18 protein-coding genes and 1 riboswitch are annotated in these 19,884 nt (G+C 66.6%); of the genes, 8 read left to right on the forward strand and 10 right to left on the reverse strand.

Annotation, left to right across the window (positions count from 1 at the left end; all coding sequences use genetic code 11):
• The coding region (locus tag IHE47_RS01600; RefSeq protein WP_192103553.1) for a transposase at window positions 1–204 on the forward strand (204 nt) is incomplete at its 5' end.
• Between the two features lie 197 nt (window positions 205–401).
• Here IHE47_RS01600 and IHE47_RS01605 read toward each other — a convergent pair.
• The 3 genes from IHE47_RS01605 to IHE47_RS01615 all read right to left on the reverse strand — a co-directional run bounded on the left by IHE47_RS01605 (window position 402) and on the right by IHE47_RS01615 (window position 3,688).
• Window positions 402–1,448, reverse strand: a complete 1,047-nt coding sequence (locus tag IHE47_RS01605) for an IS5 family transposase (protein WP_192103699.1) — start codon at window positions 1,446–1,448, stop codon at window positions 402–404.
• Window positions 1,449–1,632: 184 nt separating this feature from the next.
• Window positions 1,633–2,775 carry a glycosyltransferase family 4 protein gene (locus tag IHE47_RS01610; protein ID WP_255523483.1) on the reverse strand — a complete coding sequence of 381 codons (1,143 nt, stop codon included), beginning with the start codon at window positions 2,773–2,775 and terminating at the stop codon, window positions 1,633–1,635.
• A gap of 58 nt (window positions 2,776–2,833) precedes the next feature.
• Window positions 2,834–3,688 carry a glycosyltransferase family 2 protein gene (locus tag IHE47_RS01615; RefSeq protein WP_192103557.1) on the reverse strand — a complete coding sequence of 285 codons (855 nt, stop codon included), beginning with the start codon at window positions 3,686–3,688 and terminating at the stop codon, window positions 2,834–2,836.
• 131 nt (window positions 3,689–3,819) lie between these two features.
• Here IHE47_RS01615 and pilB point away from each other — a divergent pair, with 131 nt between their 5' ends.
• The 4 genes from pilB (at window position 3,820) to coaE (ending at window position 8,643) form a co-directional block, all read left to right on the forward strand.
• Window positions 3,820–5,541 carry a type IV-A pilus assembly ATPase PilB gene (pilB, locus tag IHE47_RS01620; protein ID WP_192103559.1) on the forward strand — a complete coding sequence of 574 codons (1,722 nt, stop codon included), beginning with the start codon at window positions 3,820–3,822 and terminating at the stop codon, window positions 5,539–5,541.
• A 229-nt stretch (window positions 5,542–5,770) separates the two neighbouring features.
• Window positions 5,771–7,042 carry a type II secretion system F family protein gene (locus tag IHE47_RS01625; RefSeq protein ID WP_192103561.1) on the forward strand — a complete coding sequence of 424 codons (1,272 nt, stop codon included), beginning with the start codon at window positions 5,771–5,773 and terminating at the stop codon, window positions 7,040–7,042.
• Window positions 7,043–7,180: 138 nt separating this feature from the next.
• The gene (locus tag IHE47_RS01630) at window positions 7,181–8,038 is read left to right on the forward strand and encodes an A24 family peptidase (protein WP_192103563.1); all 858 of its coding nucleotides are present in this window, start codon (window positions 7,181–7,183) and stop codon (window positions 8,036–8,038) included.
• A complete protein-coding gene (gene coaE, locus IHE47_RS01635) occupies window positions 8,035–8,643 on the forward strand; it encodes a dephospho-CoA kinase (protein ID WP_192103565.1) in 609 nt (202 codons plus the stop codon). The genes IHE47_RS01630 and coaE overlap by 4 nt, the downstream gene beginning before the upstream one ends.
• Window positions 8,644–8,713: 70 nt before the next feature.
• Here coaE and ldcA read toward each other — a convergent pair whose 3' ends face one another.
• The 7 genes from ldcA to IHE47_RS01670 form a co-directional block, all read right to left on the reverse strand.
• Entirely contained in the window at window positions 8,714–9,634 is a 921-nt protein-coding gene (gene ldcA, locus IHE47_RS01640) for a muramoyltetrapeptide carboxypeptidase (protein WP_192103701.1), read from the reverse strand.
• Between the two features lie 161 nt (window positions 9,635–9,795).
• Entirely contained in the window at window positions 9,796–10,887 is a 1,092-nt protein-coding gene (gene ribB, locus IHE47_RS01645) for a 3,4-dihydroxy-2-butanone-4-phosphate synthase (protein WP_192103567.1), read from the reverse strand.
• Window positions 10,888–11,028: 141 nt separating this feature from the next.
• Window positions 11,029–11,667, reverse strand: a complete 639-nt coding sequence (locus IHE47_RS01650; RefSeq protein WP_192103569.1) for a riboflavin synthase — start codon at window positions 11,665–11,667, stop codon at window positions 11,029–11,031.
• Between the two features lie 125 nt (window positions 11,668–11,792).
• Window positions 11,793–11,967: riboswitch (FMN riboswitch) on the reverse strand.
• A 101-nt stretch (window positions 11,968–12,068) separates the two neighbouring features.
• Entirely contained in the window at window positions 12,069–13,217 is a 1,149-nt protein-coding gene (gene ribD / locus IHE47_RS01655) for a bifunctional diaminohydroxyphosphoribosylaminopyrimidine deaminase/5-amino-6-(5-phosphoribosylamino)uracil reductase RibD (protein WP_225561559.1), read from the reverse strand.
• A gap of 156 nt (window positions 13,218–13,373) precedes the next feature.
• A complete protein-coding gene (gene nrdR / locus IHE47_RS01660) occupies window positions 13,374–13,901 on the reverse strand; it encodes a transcriptional regulator NrdR (protein ID WP_192103571.1) in 528 nt (175 codons plus the stop codon).
• 106 nt (window positions 13,902–14,007) lie between these two features.
• On the reverse strand, window positions 14,008–15,276 hold the full coding sequence (gene glyA / locus IHE47_RS01665) for a serine hydroxymethyltransferase (RefSeq protein WP_192103573.1): 1,269 nt from the start codon (window positions 15,274–15,276) through the stop codon (window positions 14,008–14,010).
• Between the two features lie 88 nt (window positions 15,277–15,364).
• On the reverse strand, window positions 15,365–16,123 hold the full coding sequence (locus tag IHE47_RS01670) for a sulfite exporter TauE/SafE family protein (RefSeq protein WP_192103575.1): 759 nt from the start codon (window positions 16,121–16,123) through the stop codon (window positions 15,365–15,367).
• Between the two features lie 270 nt (window positions 16,124–16,393).
• On the opposite strand from IHE47_RS01670, the gene ettA reads away from it, so the two are divergent.
• The 3 genes from ettA to IHE47_RS01685 all read left to right on the forward strand — a co-directional run bounded on the left by ettA (window position 16,394) and on the right by IHE47_RS01685 (window position 19,880).
• Complete coding sequence (ettA, locus tag IHE47_RS01675) at window positions 16,394–18,055, forward strand: energy-dependent translational throttle protein EttA (RefSeq protein ID WP_192103577.1); 1,662 nt, start codon at window positions 16,394–16,396, stop codon at window positions 18,053–18,055.
• A gap of 379 nt (window positions 18,056–18,434) precedes the next feature.
• Window positions 18,435–19,253 (forward strand): orotidine-5'-phosphate decarboxylase, encoded by an 819-nt coding sequence (pyrF, locus tag IHE47_RS01680; protein ID WP_192103578.1) that lies wholly within the window; start codon window positions 18,435–18,437, stop codon window positions 19,251–19,253.
• Window positions 19,254–19,367: 114 nt separating this feature from the next.
• A complete protein-coding gene (locus tag IHE47_RS01685) occupies window positions 19,368–19,880 on the forward strand; it encodes a TrmH family RNA methyltransferase (protein WP_192103580.1) in 513 nt (170 codons plus the stop codon).
• Window positions 19,881–19,884: the final 4 nt, after the last annotated feature.

Consider the following 19,884-nt stretch of genomic DNA (forward strand, 5'->3'; position numbering starts at 1 on the left):
CGCGGCAAGGGCTACGCCATGAGTTTGAAGGTGCGTAAACGCATCGAGCAGTGCTTCGGCTGGGCCAAGACCGTCGGTGATTTGCGCAAGTTGCCGTTGGTCGGGATGGCTAAGGTCAGCGCATGGGGGCACTGGAACTTCGCGGCCTACAACCTGATCCGGCTGGGCGGTATCGGCGAGTGGTGGAATCCCTCGCCGACCTGAGGAAACGTGCGTCCGGGGGGGCCATTACCGGGGGTTTTCGATCAACAAAATCGATCGATCGGCTTGGCGATAGGGGTTTCTCAACAGCCTGCTAGCAGGCTGTTGAGAAGCACCCATCCAGCGATCGCACAATAGGTTCGGTGAATCATGAAACGGCCGCCATGGCATGGCGTTGTCGTCGCTGGACGCACGTCCCCTCACGTCGGCGAGGGATTCCACCACTCACCAATACCGCCGAGCCGGATCAGGTTGTAGGCCGCAAAATTCCAGTGCACCCAGGCGCTGACCTTCGCCAAACCGACCAGGGGCAGCTTGCGTAGATCGCCGACGGTCTTGACCCAGCCAAAGCCCTGTTCGATGCGTTTGCGCACCTGCAGGCTGATGGCGTAGCCCTTGCCACGCGCCGTGCGCCCGTCAATGGCGCTGCGCCGACCGTTGGCGGTGTTGCGGGCGATGTGCGCCTTGATACCGCGCTGCTTCAGCTGGCCGACGAAGTCGCGCACGTCGTAACCCTTGTCGGCACCCAGCGTCGCGCCACGATGCAGGTGCGCATCAACCAAGGCCAAAGCGCCATCGCGCTCTCCCGTGCCCGTGGCGTGACGGACGTCCACGCCCACCAGCAAGCCGTGGCGGTTTTCCATCAAGGCATTGGCCAGATAGGCCAGACGTGCCTGTTGACCTTGACCTTTGCGGGCCAGCCGCGCGTCCGGGTCAGTGGTGGAGGCATGCGTGTCGTTGCTGCGCTTCTGACCACGGAAGTCGCTTCCATCCCCATCGTCCGCACCGTCCTTGGGACGGAAGCTGCGGTGCGAGGCCCAGGCTTCCAGCAGCGTGCCATCCACCGAGAAGTGCTCGTCACTGACCAGTTCGCCCAGCCGGGCCAGTAGGACCGTGTGCGCGAAGAACCGCTGAGCGATCTCGGCGTCGAACAAGCGGTCGCGGTTGAACGAGAACGTGGAGTGGTCCCACACCGGGTCGTCGATATTCAGGCCCACGAACCAGCGAAACAGCAGGTTGTAGTTCAACTGCTCCATCAGCAGCCGCTCGCTGCGCACGCTGTAGACCACCTGCAGCAGCGAGGCCCGCAGTAGCCGTTCCGGCGGAATCGAGAGGCGGCCACCCGGTGCATAGCGCGACGCCAGGAGTTCGTCGAGTTCCTTCAGGATCGTGTCGACCAGCATGCGTAGCTTGCGGATCGGATGATCGCCTGGCACGCGCTCGTCCACCGATACATACGAGAACATGCCCAACTGCTGGATATCTGCTCCGCGCACCGTGACAACCCGATCATTGATGAGGGCTATCATTGTCGCGACTGCGAGATGTTTCTCAACAGCCTGCTAGAGAAAATTAATACAAGCTCCGCGCACATGAGGGTTATGACTAATTCACGCCCCGGCCTGAATAAAAATACCCCCTAAAAATGAATCAACCTCGCAACCCTGCGAGCTGTCCGCTTATATGATCGCCAAATTGCGGCCACGCAAATTGCTCAGCAAAAGCCATGCATGACCCACACAAGGCTCCGCGCATGGATAAAGTGAGGAGAGTCGCTTCTGCGAAAGCGGCATAATTGCCACTGTTCACTAGATAACCCGATTTGCCCTCGGCGACTGCATCAACTACACCGCCTGTGGCAAAAGCTACCGTAGGCAGACCATGAGCCGCCGCCTCCACTGCCACCATACCGAATCCTTCCGGATCACCAGGAATATCACGCACGGGAAACACGTGTACGTCTGCAGCACGGTAGATTGAACCAAGTACTTGGTAGTCGGTAATCGTACCTAGAAAGCGCAGATTTCCTTCCACATCTACTTGCTTGGCTGCAGCCCGAATGCTTTGTGGTGTCTGCGCCTGTGCATGCAACGCATCCTCGGGCGCACCGCCCACTATCAACAGCAAGGTGTCAGGATGAACAGCAACAATGAGCGGCAGTACATGAGTAACAAATTCGCGCAGCCCCTTTCGCGTAGACAGGCGACCAACAGAGAGCAGCACGGGGCGACTACCAAGGCAATGATTCTGTCGAAAAATCGCCCTATCTGCATCTCTATCAAGCTCTTGCGCACCATAAATTCCAGCAGAATTTGCGACCATAAGCTTATGAATTGCAGCAACAGGTAGATCAACACCTGGATGTACGATGCCGATACGCTCAGGCTCCACGCCAATGCCTTGTGCCAACACTGCAGTAGGTCGACTGTTGGCAATCACACGATCCATGCAGCGCAAAGCTGGCCGCCACAGGCAGCAATACACTGGATGGCGTACGGCAAGATCCAGCCCGTGTACGTACACCGCGGCGCGCGCACCACTTGCCCGCGCCACGAACCATGCCGCCAAGGCAGTGAGACCACTACCAGCCAGAACCACATCGGGCCTCCAAACACGGGCCACGCGCCATGCCTGCCACTGTGCATGGATCAGAAACTTCCATAATGGCTTGAACGGCACCTCATCAATCGTCACGTCTATCGGTGCAATGGCCGCAGAGCCCACGGGACCAACAATTCGAACATCCGCATGACGCGAAAGCTCATCTGCCATATGCCAGTTGAGCCGTTCCATCCCCCCCACAAGCGGGGGAAGATTGCGAGTGACTAACAGAATACGGGGCCTTGGCAAGTCAAGCATCTCGGCGATACATCAGCGCCGTGATCTGTTCTGATACCAGTCCGATCAAGAACACGATCACCGCGGCGCTCCATAGCAATGTGCTGCCATTGGTAAGTCGGCTTTCGTGCAAGAAAGTCCAACCATAGTTGGCACATCCACTCAGAAAGAACACTGCACTAGCCGGTGCGAAGAGCTTGAGCGGTGAGTACAGCGTTGCGATCTTGAAGATGATCAACAGGAAGCGCACGCCGTCCTTGATCGGCTTGATATGGCTCTTGCCCACCCGCTGCGCCGCCTTGATCGGCACGTAGGCCACCGGGTAGGCGCTGCGGAAGAAGGCCATGGTGCTGGTGGTGGGATAGCTGAAGCCGTTCGGAAGCAGGTAAAGGAACTCGCGGAACTTGTCCGCGCGCACGGCCCGGAAACCGGAAGTAAGGTCGACGACCTGGTGCCCGGTCATGCGGGTGGCCAGCCAGTTGTAGAGGGTGTTGGCGACGCCGCGGCCCACGCCGGCCTGGCTGCCCCAGTCGCGGGCGCCCACCGCCATGTCGTACCCCTCTTCCAGCCTGGCCAGCAGGCGCGCCACGTCGGCCGGGTCGTGCTGGCCGTCGCCATCCATGAATACCAGCACGTCACCCCGGGCTGCGCGCGCGCCGCGCTTGATGGCCGCGCCGTTGCCCATCGGGTACGGCGAGGAGAGGCAGGCGACGCCGGCCTCGGCGCAGACCCGGCGCGTGTCGTCGGTGGAACCGTCGTCCACCACGATGATCTCGGCGGCAGGCTGCGCGGCACGCAGGCGCGGCAGGAGCTCGGCCAGCGCCGGTGCTTCGTTCTTGGCGGGAAGGATGATGCTGAGGCGGTTCAACGGTGTGTTCCCCTGGTCTCCGTGAATCATAACGTGAAGCCCGCGCCACGACCGCGGCGGACCGCACGGATGACCTGCGGGGTGGACTGGGGTAGATTCGGCCGCAGCGAAAGACCAAGGGGGCGCCATCCATGTCATCGACAATGCAAACGCCGCTCGCGGGGCTGACCGGGCTTGCCCGTCGCCTGGTGACCGAAGGGCTGCTGCCGGAAGCGGATGCCCGTCGCGCGGTGCAGGAAAGCACCCAGCAGCGGGCCACGCTGACCTCGTGGCTGCTGGACCAGAACCTGGTGGATGGCCTGCGCCTGCTGCGGCTGGCTTCGCAGGAGTTCGGCATGCCGATGCTGGACGTGACGGTGATGAATCCGGCGCAGTTGCCGGTCAACCTGGTCAGCGAGGCCTTGCTGACCAAGCACCGGGCCCTGCCGCTGTTCCAGCGCGGCAAGCGCCTGTTCGTGGGCATCGCCGACCCGATGCAGCTGAATGCGCTGGAGGAGATCAAGTTCCATTCCGGCTGCATGGTGGAGCCGATCCTGGTCGAGCGCGCCCAGCTCAACCGCGCCATCGACGTCGCGCTCAGCAGCATGCACGACGTGATGCCGGACATGGGTGGCGAGGATTTCGGCGACCTGGACACCGAAGGCGGCGACGGCGAGGAAGGCTCGACCGGCATCGACGCCAACGCCAACGACGACGCGCCGGTGGTGAAGTTCGTCAACAAGGTGCTGGTGGACGCGATCCGCCGCGGCGCCTCGGACATCCACTTCGAGCCGTTCGAGACCCAGTATCGCGTGCGCCTGCGCATGGACGGCATGCTGCGCGCGGTGGCCAGCCCGCCGCTGAAGATGTCCAGCCGCATCGCCTCGCGCCTGAAGGTGATGGCGCAGCTCGACATCGCCGAGAAGCGCGTACCGCAGGACGGTCGCATCAAGCTCAACCTCAGCAAGAGCCGGGCGGTGGACTTCCGCGTCAGCACCCTGCCCACGCTGTTCGGCGAGAAGATCGTGCTGCGCATCCTCGACGGCGCGGCGGCGAAGATCGGCATCGAGAAGCTGGGCTACGAGCCGGACCAGCAGAAGCTGTTCGTCGACGCCATCCACAAGCCCTACGGCATGGTGCTGGTCACCGGCCCCACCGGCTCGGGCAAGACGGTGTCGCTGTACACCGGCCTCAACATGCTCAACACCGCCGAACGCAACATCTCCACGGCCGAGGACCCGGTGGAAATCCGCGTCGAGGGCATCAACCAGGTGCAGCAGAACGCCAAGCGCGGCATGACCTTCGCCAGCGCGCTGCGCTCCTTCCTGCGCCAGGACCCGGACGTGATCATGGTGGGCGAGATCCGCGACCTGGAAACCGCCGAGATCGCGATCAAGGCCGCGCAGACCGGCCACATGGTGCTCTCCACCCTGCACACCAACGACGCGGCGCAGACCATCTCGCGCCTGATGAACATGGGCATCGCGCCGTACAACATCACCTCCTCGGTCACCCTGATCATCGCCCAGCGCCTGGCGCGCCGCCTGCACAGTTGCAAGCGCGAGCAGCACCTGCCGCCGCAGGCCCTGCTGGCCGCCGGCTTCACCCAGAAGGAAATCGACGAGGGGTTCACCCTCTACGAAGCCGTGGGTTGCGACGAGTGCAACGACGGCTACAAGGGCCGCGTCGGCATCTACCAGGTGATGCCCATGCTGGAAGAGATCCAGAAGATCGTGCTGCAGGGCGGCAATGCGCTGCAGATAGCCGAGGTCGCGCGGGCGGCCGGCATCAACGACCTGCGTGCCTCGGCCATGCTCAAGGTTAAGCAGGGCCTTACCAGCCTCACCGAGATCGACCGCGTGACCAAGGATTGACGTTGCCGCCCCGTAGGAGCACACCCTGTGCGCGATGGCCCTGGTGCTTGATCAGAGCCAAGAGCCATCGCGCACAGGGTGCGCTCCTACAGGACAGCCACGCGGACTTCACACCGCGAAGCTGCGGCGGACGCCACGGTTTTAAGGCAGGAAAATGACGTAAGCTACGGTATCGGAACGGTTCCGCGGCCCAGATTGCCTGCCGGAACGCACCACAGGGGAACAGCGCATGGCTACGGCACCCGCAACCGTAAAGAAAGACACGCGCGCGCTCGGCGCCGAGCGCAGTGCGGTCAGCAAGCTCACCGTCTACGAGTGGGTGGCGCTGGACAAGCGCGGCAAGCTCATGAAGGGCGACATGCCGGCGAAGAACGCCTCGCTGGTGAAGGCCGAATTGCGCCGCCAGGGCATGAACCCGCAGACCGTGAAGGAGCGCGCCAAGCCGCTGTTCGGCGCCGCGGGCAGCAAGGTGACGCCGCGCGACGTCGCGGTGTTCAGCCGCCAGATCGCCACCATGATGACCTCCGGCGTGCCGATGGTGCAGTCCTTCGACATCATCGCCGACGGCCAGAAGAACGTCCGCTTCAAGAACATCCTGATGGACGTGAAGCAGGGCCTCGAGGGCGGCCAGGCGCTGCACGAGGCGCTGGGCCGCTACCCGGTACAGTTCGACGAGCTGTACCGCAACCTGGTCCGCGCCGGCGAAGCCTCCGGCGTGCTGGACACCGTGCTGGACACCGTGGCCACCTACAAGGAACGCACCGAGGCGCTGAAGAAGAAGATCAAGAAGGCGCTGTTCTATCCCATCATGGTGGTTGCAGTGGCTTTTGCCGTCAGCATGATCATGCTGCTGTTCGTGGTGCCGGTCTTCGCGGACACCTTCAAGAACGCCGGCGCCTCCCTGCCCGCCCCCACCCAGTTCGTGGTCAGCGCCTCGGAGTTCATGAAGAGCTGGTGGTTGCTGATCATCGTCATCGTCATCGGCGGCGTGGTGGGCCTGATTGAGGGCAAGCGCCGTTCGGTGAAGTTCGCCCATTTCCTCGACCGTGTCACGCTGAAGTTGCCGGTATTCGGCAAGATCATGCGCGAATCGGCCATCGCGCGTTTCGCCCGCACCCTGGGCGTCACCTTCCACGCCGGCGTGCCGCTGGTGGAAGCCCTGGACTCCGTCTCCGGCGCCACCGGCAGCGTGGTCTACGGCGATGCCGTTAAGCAGATGCGCGACGACATCTCGGTGGGCCACCAGTTGCAGCTGGCGATGAAGCAGACCGGCCTGTTCCCCAACATGGTGGTGCAGATGACCGCCATCGGCGAGGAATCCGGCGCGCTGGACAACATGCTGTTCAAGGTCGCCGAGTTCTACGAGGAAGAGGTCGAGAACGCGGTCGACACCCTCTCCACCCTGCTCGAACCCATGATCATGGTGATCCTGGGCGTGGTGGTGGGCGGCATGGTGGTGGCGCTGTACCTGCCGATCTTCAAGCTCGCCGGCACGTTCTGATCCTCTTGTTGCGGTAGGAGCGCACCCTGTGCGCGATGGCTCTGGCGCTCGTTCGGAGCCAAGAGCATTCGCGCACAGGGTGCGCTCCTGCATGCGACACCGTAAGCTTCGAGCGCCCCCAGCCGCCATCCGACGCGCATGCCCGATTTCCCCCTACCCGCGTGGATCGCCCTTGCCGCCGTGCTCGGCCTGCTGGTGGGCAGCTTCCTCAACGTGGTGATACTGCGCCTGCCCGAGCGCATGGCCGCCGAATGGCGGCGCGAGGCGCGCGACGTGCTGGAGCTGGAAGCCACCGACGAAGCCCTGCCGCCCGGCATCGTGCGCGAACCTTCGCACTGCCCCCACTGCAAGCATCCGCTCTCGGCGGCGGACAACATCCCGCTGTTCGGCTGGCTGCTGCTCGGCGGACGTTGCCGCTACTGCAAGACGGGGATCTCGATCCAGTACCCCTTGGTGGAACTGCTGAGCGGCGTGCTCAGCGCCATCGTGGTGTGGAAACTCGGCCCGACCTGGCCGGCGCTGGCCGGGCTCGTGCTGACCTGGACGCTGGTCGCGCTCTCGGGCATCGACTTCCGCACGCAGCTGCTGCCCGACCAGCTCACCCTGCCGCTGCTGTGGCTGGGCCTGCTGCTGGCGCTGAAGGCCACGTTCGTCGCCACGTCCGGCGCCATCGTCGGCGCGGTCATCGGCTACCTCAGCCTGTGGAGCGTGTACTGGCTGTTCAAGCTGCTCACCGGCAAGGAAGGCATGGGCCATGGCGACTTCAAGCTGCTGGCCGCGCTGGGCGCGTGGATGGGACCGATGGCGCTGCTGCCCATCGTGCTGCTCTCCTCGCTGGTCGGCGCCATCGTGGGCGGCGGCCTGATCGCCCTGCGCCGCCACGAAAGCGGCGCGCCCATGCCGTTCGGCCCCTTCATCGCCATGGCCGGCTGGGTGTGGTTCGTGGCCGGCGACAGCCTGCTGCACGCCTACCTGCGGCTCACGGGCCTGCGATGAGCAATTACATCATCGCCCTCACCGGCGGCATCGCCGCCGGCAAGAGCGCGGTGACGCGGCGCTTCGCCGCCTTGGGCGTGCCGGTGCACGACGCCGACGTGGCCGCGCGCGACGTGGTCGCGCCCGGCAACGAAGGGCTGGCCGACGTGGTCGCCGCTTTCGGCAACGGGGTGCTGGATGCCGAAGGCCGGCTGGATCGCCCCGCCATGCGCCGCCATGTGTTCGCCGATCCCGCGGCGCGACGGACGCTGGAGGCCATCGTCCATCCGCGCGTGCGCCAGTGGCTGCACGAACGGGCGCTGGCCGACACGGCGCCGTACTGCCTGCTGGCGATCCCGCTGCTGGTCGAGAACATCGGGCATTACCGCTGGGTCGACCGCGTGCTGTTGGTCGATGCCCCGGTGGAACTGCAACTGGCCCGGCTGATAGCCCGCGACGGCATCGACGAGGCCTTGGCCCTGCGCATGCTGGCGCAGCAGGCCAACCGCGAGCAGCGGCTCACGCTGGCCCATGACGTGATCGACAACAGTGGCGACGAGGCGGCGCTGGATGCGGCTGTGGCGACGCTGCACCGGCGCTACCTCGCACTCGCGGCGGCCCGGTAGGAGCGCACCCTGTGCGCGATGGCTCTGATGCTGGATCAAAGCCAAAAGCATTCGCGCACAGGGTGCGCTCCTACGCCAGATGCGGGTAGCCGGAGAAATCCAGCCGCGCCGCGCCACCATCCACGCGCAACCGTGCCGGTACGCCAAACGGCAGGGTGAACTTGTCCGGTGCGTGGCCGAACGGCAGGCCGTCCAGCACCGGAATGCCGGCCACGCGACGGATCTGCGCGAAGCCTGCCGCGAGGTCGTAGCCGTTGTCGTAGGCACTGGGCCGGCAGTCAGTGAAGTCGCCGAGGATCAGGGCACGCTGCCGCCCCAGCACGCCGGACAGATGCAACTGGTACAGCAGCCGCTCGATGCGGAACGGCGGCTCGCCCACGTCCTCCACGAACAGGATGCCGCCGTCGATGCGCGGGAAATACGGCGTGCCCAACAGGCTGCACAGCATGGCGAGATTGCCGCCCCACAGCGGGCCTGCGAGATCCAGCGCGTGCTCGCCGCTGCTGGCCCACTCGGCATGGCCATGCGCCGAACGGACCGTGCGCCAGAAATGCGGCAGGGTCACTCCGCTCAGGGTCTCCGCGCCGAAGTCCGGTCCGAGCATGGGGCCGCCGAAGCTGAGCAGGCCGCTTTTCGCATGCAACGCCAACTGGATCGCGGTGAAATCGCTGTGCCCCACCAGTACGGTGCCCGTGCCTGCCAAGCGTTCGCGCAGCGCGTCGTAGTGCAAATGCTCCAGCAGGCGCGTGGCGCCGTAGCCACCGCGGATCGACAGCGCGATGTCGGGCAGCGTGTCCAGCACGGCCAACGCGTTGATGTCGGCGGCGCGTTCGGCATCGCCCCCGGCGTAGCGCAATTCGGTGCGTTCGAATACTTCGAGGCCTTCCAGCGCGCAGCCAGATTCGCGCAGGCGTGCCACGCCACGCGACATCGCCGCGCGGTCGTGCGGGTAGCCGGAAGGGGCGATCAATCGGACGCGGGTCGCGGGCATGGTCATGGTCGGTCGGCAGGGGTTCCCGGATTATGCGGGCAGGCGACGCGCAAGACATGGCCGGCAACTGGCACGCCGCGGGCAATTCCGCAGGAGCGCACCCTGTGCGCGGTGGCTCTGGTGCTCGATCGGAGCCAAGAGCATTCGCGCACAGGGTGCTCCTACACGTACTCGACCACAGCGAGGTCGAAACCGGCGAGGCCCACCAGTTTGCGCGGCGTGCCCAGCACGCGCAGCTTGTGCACGCCGAGGTCAGCCAGCATCTGCGCGCCGAGGCCGAGCTGGCGCCACTCCTGTTGCTGCGCATCCTCCGGCGCCAGCGTGGCGGGCTGGCGCTTGAGACGGGCCAGCAGTGCGTCGGGCGTGTCCTCGCCGGAGAGCACCAGCAGCACACCGCGCCCCTCGTCGGCGATGCGACGCAACGCGCTGGTGACGGTGAGGCCGAGGTCGTCGCGCTTGAGATGCAGCACGTCGGACAAGGTGTTGCGTACATGCACGCGACTGAGCACCGGCGCGCCGTCGTCCACCGCACCGCGCACCAGGGCGTAGTGCAGGCCGTGGCGGATCGCGTCGCGATACGCCACGAGCCGGAACGGGCCGAACTCGGTGTCCACGTCTTCCTCGTGCACGCGCTGCACGGTCTTCTCGGTTTCCAGCCGATAGCGGATCAGGTCGGCGATGGTGCCGATCTTCAGGCCGTGCTTCTGCGCGAACACTTCCAGTTCGGGACGACGCGCCATCGAGCCGTCCTCGTGCAGGATCTCGATCAGCACGGCCGACGGTTCCAACCCGGCCAGTGCCGCGAGATCGCAACCCGCCTCGGTATGGCCGGCACGAGTGAGCACGCCACCGGGTTGCGCGGTGAGCGGGAAGATGTGGCCGGGCTGGGAGAGGTCCTGCGGCTGCGCATCGCTCTTCACCGCCACCTGGATCGTGCGCGCGCGGTCATGCGCGGAGATGCCGGTGGTGACGCCCTCGGCCGCCTCGATCGAGACGGTGAAGTTGGTGTGGTACGGCGAGGTGTTGTCGCTGACCATGGGGCGCAGGCCGAGCTGACGCGTGCGCTGCTCGGTGAGCGTGAGGCACAGCAGGCCGCGCGCCTCGCGCACCATGAAGTTGACGTCCTCGGGCCGCACCATCTGCGCGGCCATCACGATGTCGCCTTCGTTCTCGCGGTCCTCGTCGTCGAGGATCACCACCATGCGGCCGGCGCGCAGGTCGTCGAGGATTTCGGGGATGGTGTTGAAAGACATGGGGGTATCCGTGGTGTGTTCCTTCTCCCGCCGGGAGAAGGTGCCCCGAAGGGGCGGATGAGGGTTCGGGCGGAGCGAAGCGTCGCGCTCCGCCCGAACCCTCACCCCAACCCCTCTCCCGGCGGGAGAGGGGTTATTGCGTCAAGCGAAGCCGTGCTGCTTGAGGAAGGCCTCGTCGAGTTTCGGCGCGTCGCCGCTGATCAGCCGCTCGACGTAGCGCGCGATCACGTCCACCTCGATGTTCACCGCGTCGCCCGCGCGCTTCGCGTGGAAGGTGGTGCGCTCGACGGTGTGCGGGATCAGGTTGACGCCAAAGCGGTTGCCGCCCACCTCGTTGACGGTGAGGCTGGTGCCGTCGATGCACACCGAGCCCTTCGCGGCGATGTAGCGCGCCAGGCTGGCCGGCACCTCGAAGGTCCAGCGCTGCGAGCGGCCATCGGGTGTCACCGCCGCCACCTTGCCCAGGCCATCGACGTGGCCGGAAACCAGATGGCCGCCCAGGCGGTCGGCAAGGCGCAGCGCCTTCTCCAGGTTCACCGGATCGCCAGCCTTGAGCCCGCCCAGCGTGGTGAGCGACAGCGTTTCGTTGGAGACGTCGGCGGCAAAGCCGCGCGCTTCCAGCGCCACCGCCGTCAGGCACACGCCGGAGACGGCGATGGAATCGCCCAACTGCACGTCGTCGAGGTCGAGGTCGGCGGTATCGACGTGCAGGCGCAGGTCGCCGCCGCGCGGTTCCAGCCGCGCGATGCGGCCCACGGTCTGGATGATGCCGGTGAACATCAGCGCACCTTCCTGGCGAAGGCGGCCGTCGTGCTTGCGATGGATCGAATCATGAAACGTTCTCCGTGTGGTGACAGCGAGAACGCCTCAAGGCATGAGGCCGCCGCACGGCAAGCCGCGCGTCGAACCGTCTTCTCTTTATCCGGACTGTGGACCACCCCGGCGAACGGGTTGGCCTGACCGTCGGCTCCGGCATTCGACCGGATCTGCTGACCCTTCGCCGGGTGGCGAAGGCGCTCGCGGGCTCGCCTCGGAAGGCCTACCGCCGGTGGGGAATTCCGCCCCGCCCTGAAGACGTCGTGCAATGCCGGCGAACCGGCCGGCGCATTCTAGCATCACCGCCCTGGCCGCCCTGGCCGCCCTGGCACGCCGGCGGAACGCTGCGTGCACGCGGCCACCCCTCAACGTTCCGGGCGAAACCGCAGGCGCATGTCCGACCCCAGCATGCGCTGGTCGACCAGTCGCAGCTTCCAGCGCGCGGCCATGTCGGCGAGCGGCGGCAGCACCAGCAGCGGGCGCGCGGTGTCGCCCAGCAGGATGGGTGCGACATAGAGCAGGAGCTCGTCGGCCAGGCCCGCCGCGAACAGGGCGCCGCACAAGGTCGGGCCGGCCTCGACATGCACCTCGTTGCAGTCGCGCTTGGCCAGCAGGGCCAGCACGGCGTGCAGGTCGAGCATGCCGTCCCGCTCCGCCACCGTGGCGAGCCGGACGCCGGCGAAGCGGTCGCCCGTGCAGGTCGCTTCCGGGCCGTGCAGCAACAGCGTGGGGGCCGAATCATCCAGGACGTGGCTGCCGGCAGGGGTGCGCAGGTGGCGGTCGAGGATCACGCGCAAGGGTGGCACGTGGGGGGGCGTCGCGGGTTCCCACTCCTCACCCGGCACCCTCTCCGCAGGGAAGAGGGAAAAGCTGTCGTTCAACCGCACGGTGAGGCGCGGGTCATCGGCCAGCACGGTGCCGCTGCCGGTGAGGATGGCGCTGCTGCGCGCACGCCAGCGCTGCACGTCGGCGCGGGCGGCTTCGCCGGTGATCCACTTCGACTCGCCGCCGGCCAGCGCAGTGCGGCCATCCAGGCTCATCGCCAGCTTCAGCCGCACGAAAGGTCGGCCGCGTTCGATGCGGCTGAAGAAACCGATGTTGAGTTCGCGCGCCTCGTCGCGCAGCAGGCCGGTATCCACGGTGATGCCGGCGGCGCGCAGCTTTTCGAGGCCGCGGCCGGCCACCTGCGGAAATGGGTCTTCCGCGGCGACCACCACGCGCGCCACGCCGGCGGCGACCAGGGCATCAGCGCAGGGAGGCGTGCGGCCGTGGTGCGCGCAGGGCTCCAGCGTCACGTAGGCGGTGGCGCCGCGTGCGCGTTCGCCGGCTTCGCGCAGCGCATGCACCTCGGCGTGCGGTTCGCCCGCCCGCTGGTGCCAGCCGCTGCCGACCGCTTCGTCGCCGTGCGCGATCACGCAGCCCACGCGCGGGTTGGGTTGCGTGGTGCACAGGCCGCGTTCGGCGAGGCGCAATGCATGCGCCATGTGCTGGTGGTCGGTGGCGGTGAAGCTCATGCTTGTCTTCCTCTCCCCTCCGGGGAGAGGACTGAGGTGAGGGGACGAGGCTGGCGATAATGCTGCATCGGAGCGTGCTTCGAACATGCGTCGAGGCCAGATTGGCCCCTCACCCCAACCCTCTCCCCGGAGGGAAGAGGGAGACAAGCATGCGGCTCAGCCCTTGCGGGGGCGGCGCGGCTCGGAGCGCTCGCTGGCCAGCAGCGACAACTGCAGCTTCTCCAGCTCGGGCAGGTCGTGTTCCAGCCGCGCGATCTCCTCGAGGAAGGCCTGCACGTCCTCGAACTTGCGGTAGACCGAGGCGAAGCGCACGTAGGCCACCTGGTCGAGCTTCTTCAGCTCGCGCATCACCAGTTCGCCGAGCTGGCGCGATGGCACCTCGCGCTCGCCGCTGCGGCGCAGGTCGTTGACGATCTCGCGCACCGCGCTGTCCACGTCGTGGCTGGCCACCGGGCGCTTCTGCAGCGCGCGCTCGAAGCTCACCCTGAGCTTGCGCTCATCGAAGGCCTCGCGCCGCTCGCCGCTCTTCACGATCGCCGGCAGCTTGAGCTCCGCCGTCTCGAAGGTGTTGAAGCGCTCGCCGCACTGCGGACACTCGCGGCGACGGCGCACGGTGGCGCCGTCCTCGGTGAGCCGCGAATCGATCACGCGGGTGTCTTCGTGCTGGCAGAAGGGGCAATGCATTCAGCGACGGGATTCGGGATTGGGGATACGGGATTCGGAAAAGCAGGAAGCTCGCGAGACCCGGGCTCTTTCGAATCCCGAATCCCGTCTCCCGAATCCCGGCCTCTCAACCATACACCGGGTACTTCCTGCACTGCGCCTCGACCTTGCCGCGCACGGCAGCGATCACCGCCTCGTCGTTCGGCGCGTCGAGCACGTCGCAGATCCAGTTGGCCAGGTCCACGCAGTCGGCTTCCTGGTAGCCGCGGGTGGTGACCGCGGGCGTGCCCACGCGCAGGCCGGAGGTGACGAAGGGCTTCTGCGGGTCGTTCGGCACGGCGTTCTTGTTGACCGTGATGTGCGCCTTGCCCAGCGCGGCCTCCGCATCCTTGCCGGTGACGCCCTTGCCGATCATGTCGATCAGCATCAGGTGGTTCTCGGTGCCGCCGGAGACGATCTTGTAGCCGCGCTCGATGATGGTCTTCGCCATCGCCTTGGCGTTCTTCACCACCTGTGCCTGGTAGTCCTTGAAGGCCGGCTCCAGCGCTTCCTTGAACGCCACCGCCTTGGCCGCGATCACGTGCATCAGCGGGCCGCCCTGGATGCCGGGGAAGACGATGGACTGCAGCTTCTTCTCGATCTCCTCGGCCGCCTCGCCCATGCCCTGCTTGCTGGCGACGATGATGCCGCCGCGCGGGCCACGCAGGGTCTTGTGGGTGGTGGAGGTGACCACGTGCGCATGCGGCAGCGGGCTGGGGTACACGCCCGCGGCGATCAGGCCGGCGACGTGGGCCATGTCCACGAACAGGTAGGCGCCGACCTTGTCGGCGATGGCGCGGAAGCGTGCCCAGTCCATCACCTGCGAGTAGGCACTGAAGCCGGCCACGATCATCTTCGGCTTGTGTTCGACGGCGAGGCGCTCGACTTCGTCCATGTCGACGATGCCGTTGGCGTCCACGCCGTACTGCACGGCGTTGAGGATCTTGCCGCTGAGGTTGACCTTGGCACCATGGGTGAGGTGGCCGCCGTGCGCCAGCGACATGCCGAGGATGGTGTCGCCCGGCTGCAGCAGTGCGAAGTACACCGCCTGGTTGGCCTGCGAGCCGGAGTGCGGCTGCACGTTGGCGTAGTCGGCGCCGAACAGCTGTTTCACGCGCTCGATGGCCAGCTTCTCGGCCACGTCCACGTACTCGCAACCGCCGTAATAGCGCTTGCCCGGATAGCCTTCGGCGTACTTGTTGGTGAGCTTGGAGCCCTGCGCCTCCATCACCCGCGGGCTGGCGTAGTTCTCGGAGGCGATCAGCTCGACGTGGTCTTCCTGGCGGCGGCCTTCGTCGGCGATGGCTTGGGCCAGTTCGGGGTCGTAACCGGCGATCGTGCAGTCCTTCGGGAACATTCGAACCTCGTGAATGCGGGGATGGGAAATGGCCGCCCATGATAGCGCAGCCGGCGCGACAGGCTGCGTATGGCCGTCCGGACGCGGTTTACTGCCTGACGAACAGCCCCACGGTCAGCGCCACGCCGATGCACACCACGACCACGCGCAGCACCTTCTCGTTGACCCGGCGCAGCAGGTAGGCGCCGATCTGGCCGCCGACGATGGCCGGCACCGCCACGCAGGCGATCAGCAGCCACGGCAGTACATGCGCCTGCGCCATGAAGATCACCACCGCCGCCGCGTTCATCACTGCCGCCAGCACGTTCTTGGTGGCGGCGGCCACGCGCACGCCCAGTCCCGCCGCGGTCAGCGCCGCCAGCATCAGGATGCCGATGCCGGCGCCGAAGTAGCCGCCGTAGATGGCGATGCCGACCTGGGCCGCCAGCGCCGCCTTGTGACCCAGCGCCGGCGGCTCGCCCTCCTTGCGCGGCTTGCGGAAAAAGCTGCCCCAGGTGAATACCACGGTGGCGAACAGCACCAGGAACGGCACCAGCCGGGTGAACACGCTGACCGGCGTCACCAGCAGCAGCACCGCGCCCGCCGCACCGCCGGCCAGGCTGATCCAGAACAGCGTGCGGAACGACAGGCCCTCGGCGCCCGAGACCTGCCTGCGACCCGCCAGCCCGGTGGTCACCTGCCCCGGGAACAGCGCGATGGTCGAGGCGATGTTCGCCATGCGCGGATCGAGGCCGGCGAACAGCAGCGCCGGGAACGTCATGAACGAGCCGCCGCCCGCCAGCGCATTCTGCACGCCGGCGGCGAAGGAGACGAGGATGAGCAGGGGCAGCGACCAGGCGGCGGGCATCGGCATGGGATCCGGGATTGACGTGAAATGGTCCAGTTACCTGGCTTTGCTCGTCATCCCGGCGGAGGCCGGGATCCAGCGCCGGCGGATCGTGAGTGCAAGGACACCGGATTCCTGCCTGCGCAGGAATGACGAGCAAAGCGTGAAGCCGGCATTTTGCCAGCCCGCGATGGCGGGGAAAGAGGCTATCGGCGATAATTGGGGGTCTTTTGTTTCCCCTTGCCCACCCAGCCCGCCATCACGGCCTGCGGGCTGCCCTGAGGAGCACCCATGCAATACATCTACACCATGAACGGGGTCAGCAAGATCGTCCCGCCGAAGCGCCAGATCATCAAGGACATCTCGCTGTCGTTCTTCCCCGGCGCGAAGATCGGCCTGCTCGGCGTCAATGGCGCGGGCAAGTCCACCGTGCTGAAGATCATGGCCGGCGTGGATACCGACTTCCAGGGCGAGGCGCGTGCGCAGCCCGGCACCAAGGTCGGCTACCTGGCGCAGGAGCCGGACCTGAACCCGGAAAAGACCGTGCGCGAAGTGGTCGAGGAAGGCGTGTCGGTGATCCTCGACGCACAGAAGCGGCTGGAAGAGGTCTACGCCGCCTATGCCGAGGAAGGTGCCGACTTCGACGCGCTCGCCAAGGAACAGGAACAGCTGGAAGGCATCCTCGCCGCGAACGACGCTCACGCGCTGGAGCGCCAGCTCGAAGTGGCCGCCGACGCGCTGCGCCTGCCGGCGTGGGACGCCAAGGTCGGCCCGCTGTCCGGTGGCGAGAAGCGCCGCGTGGCGCTGTGCCGCCTGCTGCTGTCCAAGCCCGACATGCTGCTGCTGGACGAACCCACCAACCATCTCGACGCCGAATCCGTCGACTGGCTGGAGCAGTTCCTGCACGACTACCCCGGCACCGTGGTGGCGGTCACGCATGACCGCTACTTCCTCGACAACGCCGCCGAGTGGATCCTCGAACTCGACCGCGGCCGCGGCATCCCGTGGAAGGGCAACTACACCGAGTGGCTGGAGCAGAAGGACGCGCGCCTGAAGCAGGAAGCCAACCAGGAGAAGTCGCGCCAGAAGGCGATCGAGAAGGAGCTGGAGTGGGTGCGTTCGGCCGCCAAGGGCCGCCAGTCCAAGGGCAAGGCGCGCCTGGCCCGCTTCGAGGAGCTGAACTCGGTCGACTACCAGCGCCGCAACGAGACCAACGAGATCTTCATCCCGCCGGGCGAGCGCCTGGGCCAGGAAGTGATCGAGTTCAAAAACGTCACCAAGTCGTTCGGCGACCGCGTGCTGATCGAGGACCTGTCGTTCAAGGTGCCGCCGGGCGCGATCATCGGCGTGATCGGCCCGAACGGCGCCGGCAAATCCACCCTGATGAAGATGATCATGGGCAAGGAAACGCCGGACTCGGGCGAGGTGAAGCTGGGCCACACCACCAAGCTGGCCTACGTCGACCAGTCGCGCGACGCGCTCGACCCGAAGAACAACGTGTGGCAGGAAGTCTCCGGCGGCTCGGACATCCTCACCATCGGCAACTTCGAGATCCAGTCGCGCGCCTACATCGGCCGCTTCAACTTCAAGGGCACCGACCAGCAGAAGATCGTCGGCAGCCTGTCCGGCGGCGAACGCGGCCGCCTGCACATGGCCAAGACCCTGCTGCAGGGCGGCAACGTGCTGCTGCTCGACGAACCGTCCAACGATCTCGACGTGGAAACCCTGCGCGCGCTGGAAGACGCGCTGCTGGAATTCCCCGGCGCGGCGATCGTGATCTCGCATGACCGCTGGTTCCTCGACCGCATCGCCACGCACATCATCGCGTTCGAAGGCGACTCGCACGTCGAGTTCTTCCCCGGCAACTACAACGAGTACGAGGCGGACAAGAAGCGCCGCATGGGCGACGAGGCCGCCAAACCGCACCGCGTGAAGTACAAGAAACTGGCCTGAGCAGGCTTCAAGCCCCTCTGCTGTCGGCCTGATTGGCGTCGAGTCTCAGTCGTGCCATGTTCTGTCTCCCTCCCCTGCGTGCAGGGGAGGGCTGGGGTGGGGTCAAGCGCTTGCGAAAGCCATCCATGAGCGTCTTTCGCAAGGTTTCACCCCCTCCCAACCTCCCCCTGCAAGCAGGGGGTGGAGCAAATCGGCTCACCGCTGGGACTCTACGCTGATCAGGTTCTGGAGGGAGAAGGGTTGGAGTGAGGGTCCGGGCGGAGCGCACCACCGACTCGACCGGAAAGCTCCATCGCCCCGCTCCGCCCGCACCCTCATCCGCCCCTGCGGGGCACCTTCTCCCGGCGGGAGCAGGGAAACACCTGGAACGGAGCCTGTGATGCACTTCATGCAATCCCTGCAAAACGCATGGAACCGCAACCAGTCGCTGGTCTGCGTCGGCCTCGACCCGGAACCCGCGAAATTCCCCGCGCACCTGAAGGGCCATCCTGACGCGGTCTTCGAGTTCTGCCGCGCCATCGTCGACGCCACCGCCGACCTCGTCTGCACCTACAAGCCGCAGATCGCGCACTTCGCCGCGCTGCGCGCCGAGGAAGCGCTGGAGCGCCTGATCGCGCACATCCACGACAAGCACCCCGGCGTGCCGGTGATCCTCGACGCCAAGCGCGGCGACATCGGCAGCACCGCGCAGCACTACGCCAGCGAGGCGTTCGAGCGCTACCGCGCGGACGCGGTGACGCTGAACCCCTACCTGGGCCGCGACTCCATCGCGCCCTTCCTCGACCGCGCCGACAAGGGCGTGATCCTGCTCTGCCGCACCTCCAACCCCGGCGGCGCCGACTTCCAGGCGCTGGACTGCGGCGGCGCCCCGCTCTACCTGCGCGTGGCCGAAACCATCGCCCGCGACTGGAACGCCAACGGCAACTGCGCCCTGGTCACCGGCGCCACCTGGCCGGAGGAACTGGGCCGGGTACGCGGCGTGGTGGGCGACATGCCCCTGCTGGTGCCCGGCATCGGCGCGCAGGGCGGCGACCTGGAAGCCGTGCTCAGGCACGGCCTCACCGCCGGCGGCGACGGCCTGATGATCTCCTCCTCGCGCGCCATCCTCTACGCCGGCAACGGCGAGGACTTCGCGCAGGCCGCGCGCGCCGCCGCGCAGGCGCTGCGCGACGACATCAACCGGCACCGCCACGCCTGATTGCGCCTCCGTAGGAGCGCACCCTGTGCGCGATGGCTCTGGCGCTTCGATCAGAGCGAAAAGCAATCGCGCACAGGGTGCGCTCCTACACAACCCCACCAGCCGCCTCCAGGCATGTCGAACACGCAGCTCGGCCACCGCACGCACCAGCCCGCGCCCGCGAAGCACGCACTCTGCCTGCTGGCGCACGACGTGCGGCGACCCGCGAACGTGGGCGGCCTGTTCCGTCTCGCCGACGCGCTGGGCATCGAGAAGATCTTCCTGACCGGCGGCTCCTGCACGCCGGCGCACCCGAAGGCACGCAAGGCCGCGCGCACCACCGAGCAACGCGTGCCGTTCGAGCAGGCCGACGATCCGCTGCCGGTCGTGGCCGCGCTGAAGCAGGCCGGCTACCGCATCGTCAGCCTGGAAATCAGTTCGACCAGCATCGACCTCGCCAAGCTCGCCATCGCGCCCGGCGAGCGCATCTGCCTGGTCCTCGGCAACGAGAGCGCCGGCGTCTGCCAGTCGCTGCTGGACGCCTCGGACGCCACCGTGCACATCCCGATGCGCGGCGGTAATTCCTCGATGAACGTCGCCAGCGCCTGTGCCATCGCCACTTACGTCATCGCGCGAAAGCTGGAATGATCCC

Source organism: Rhodanobacter sp. DHB23 (genome assembly GCF_014842975.1).
GTDB lineage: Bacteria > Pseudomonadota > Gammaproteobacteria > Xanthomonadales > Rhodanobacteraceae > Rhodanobacter_A.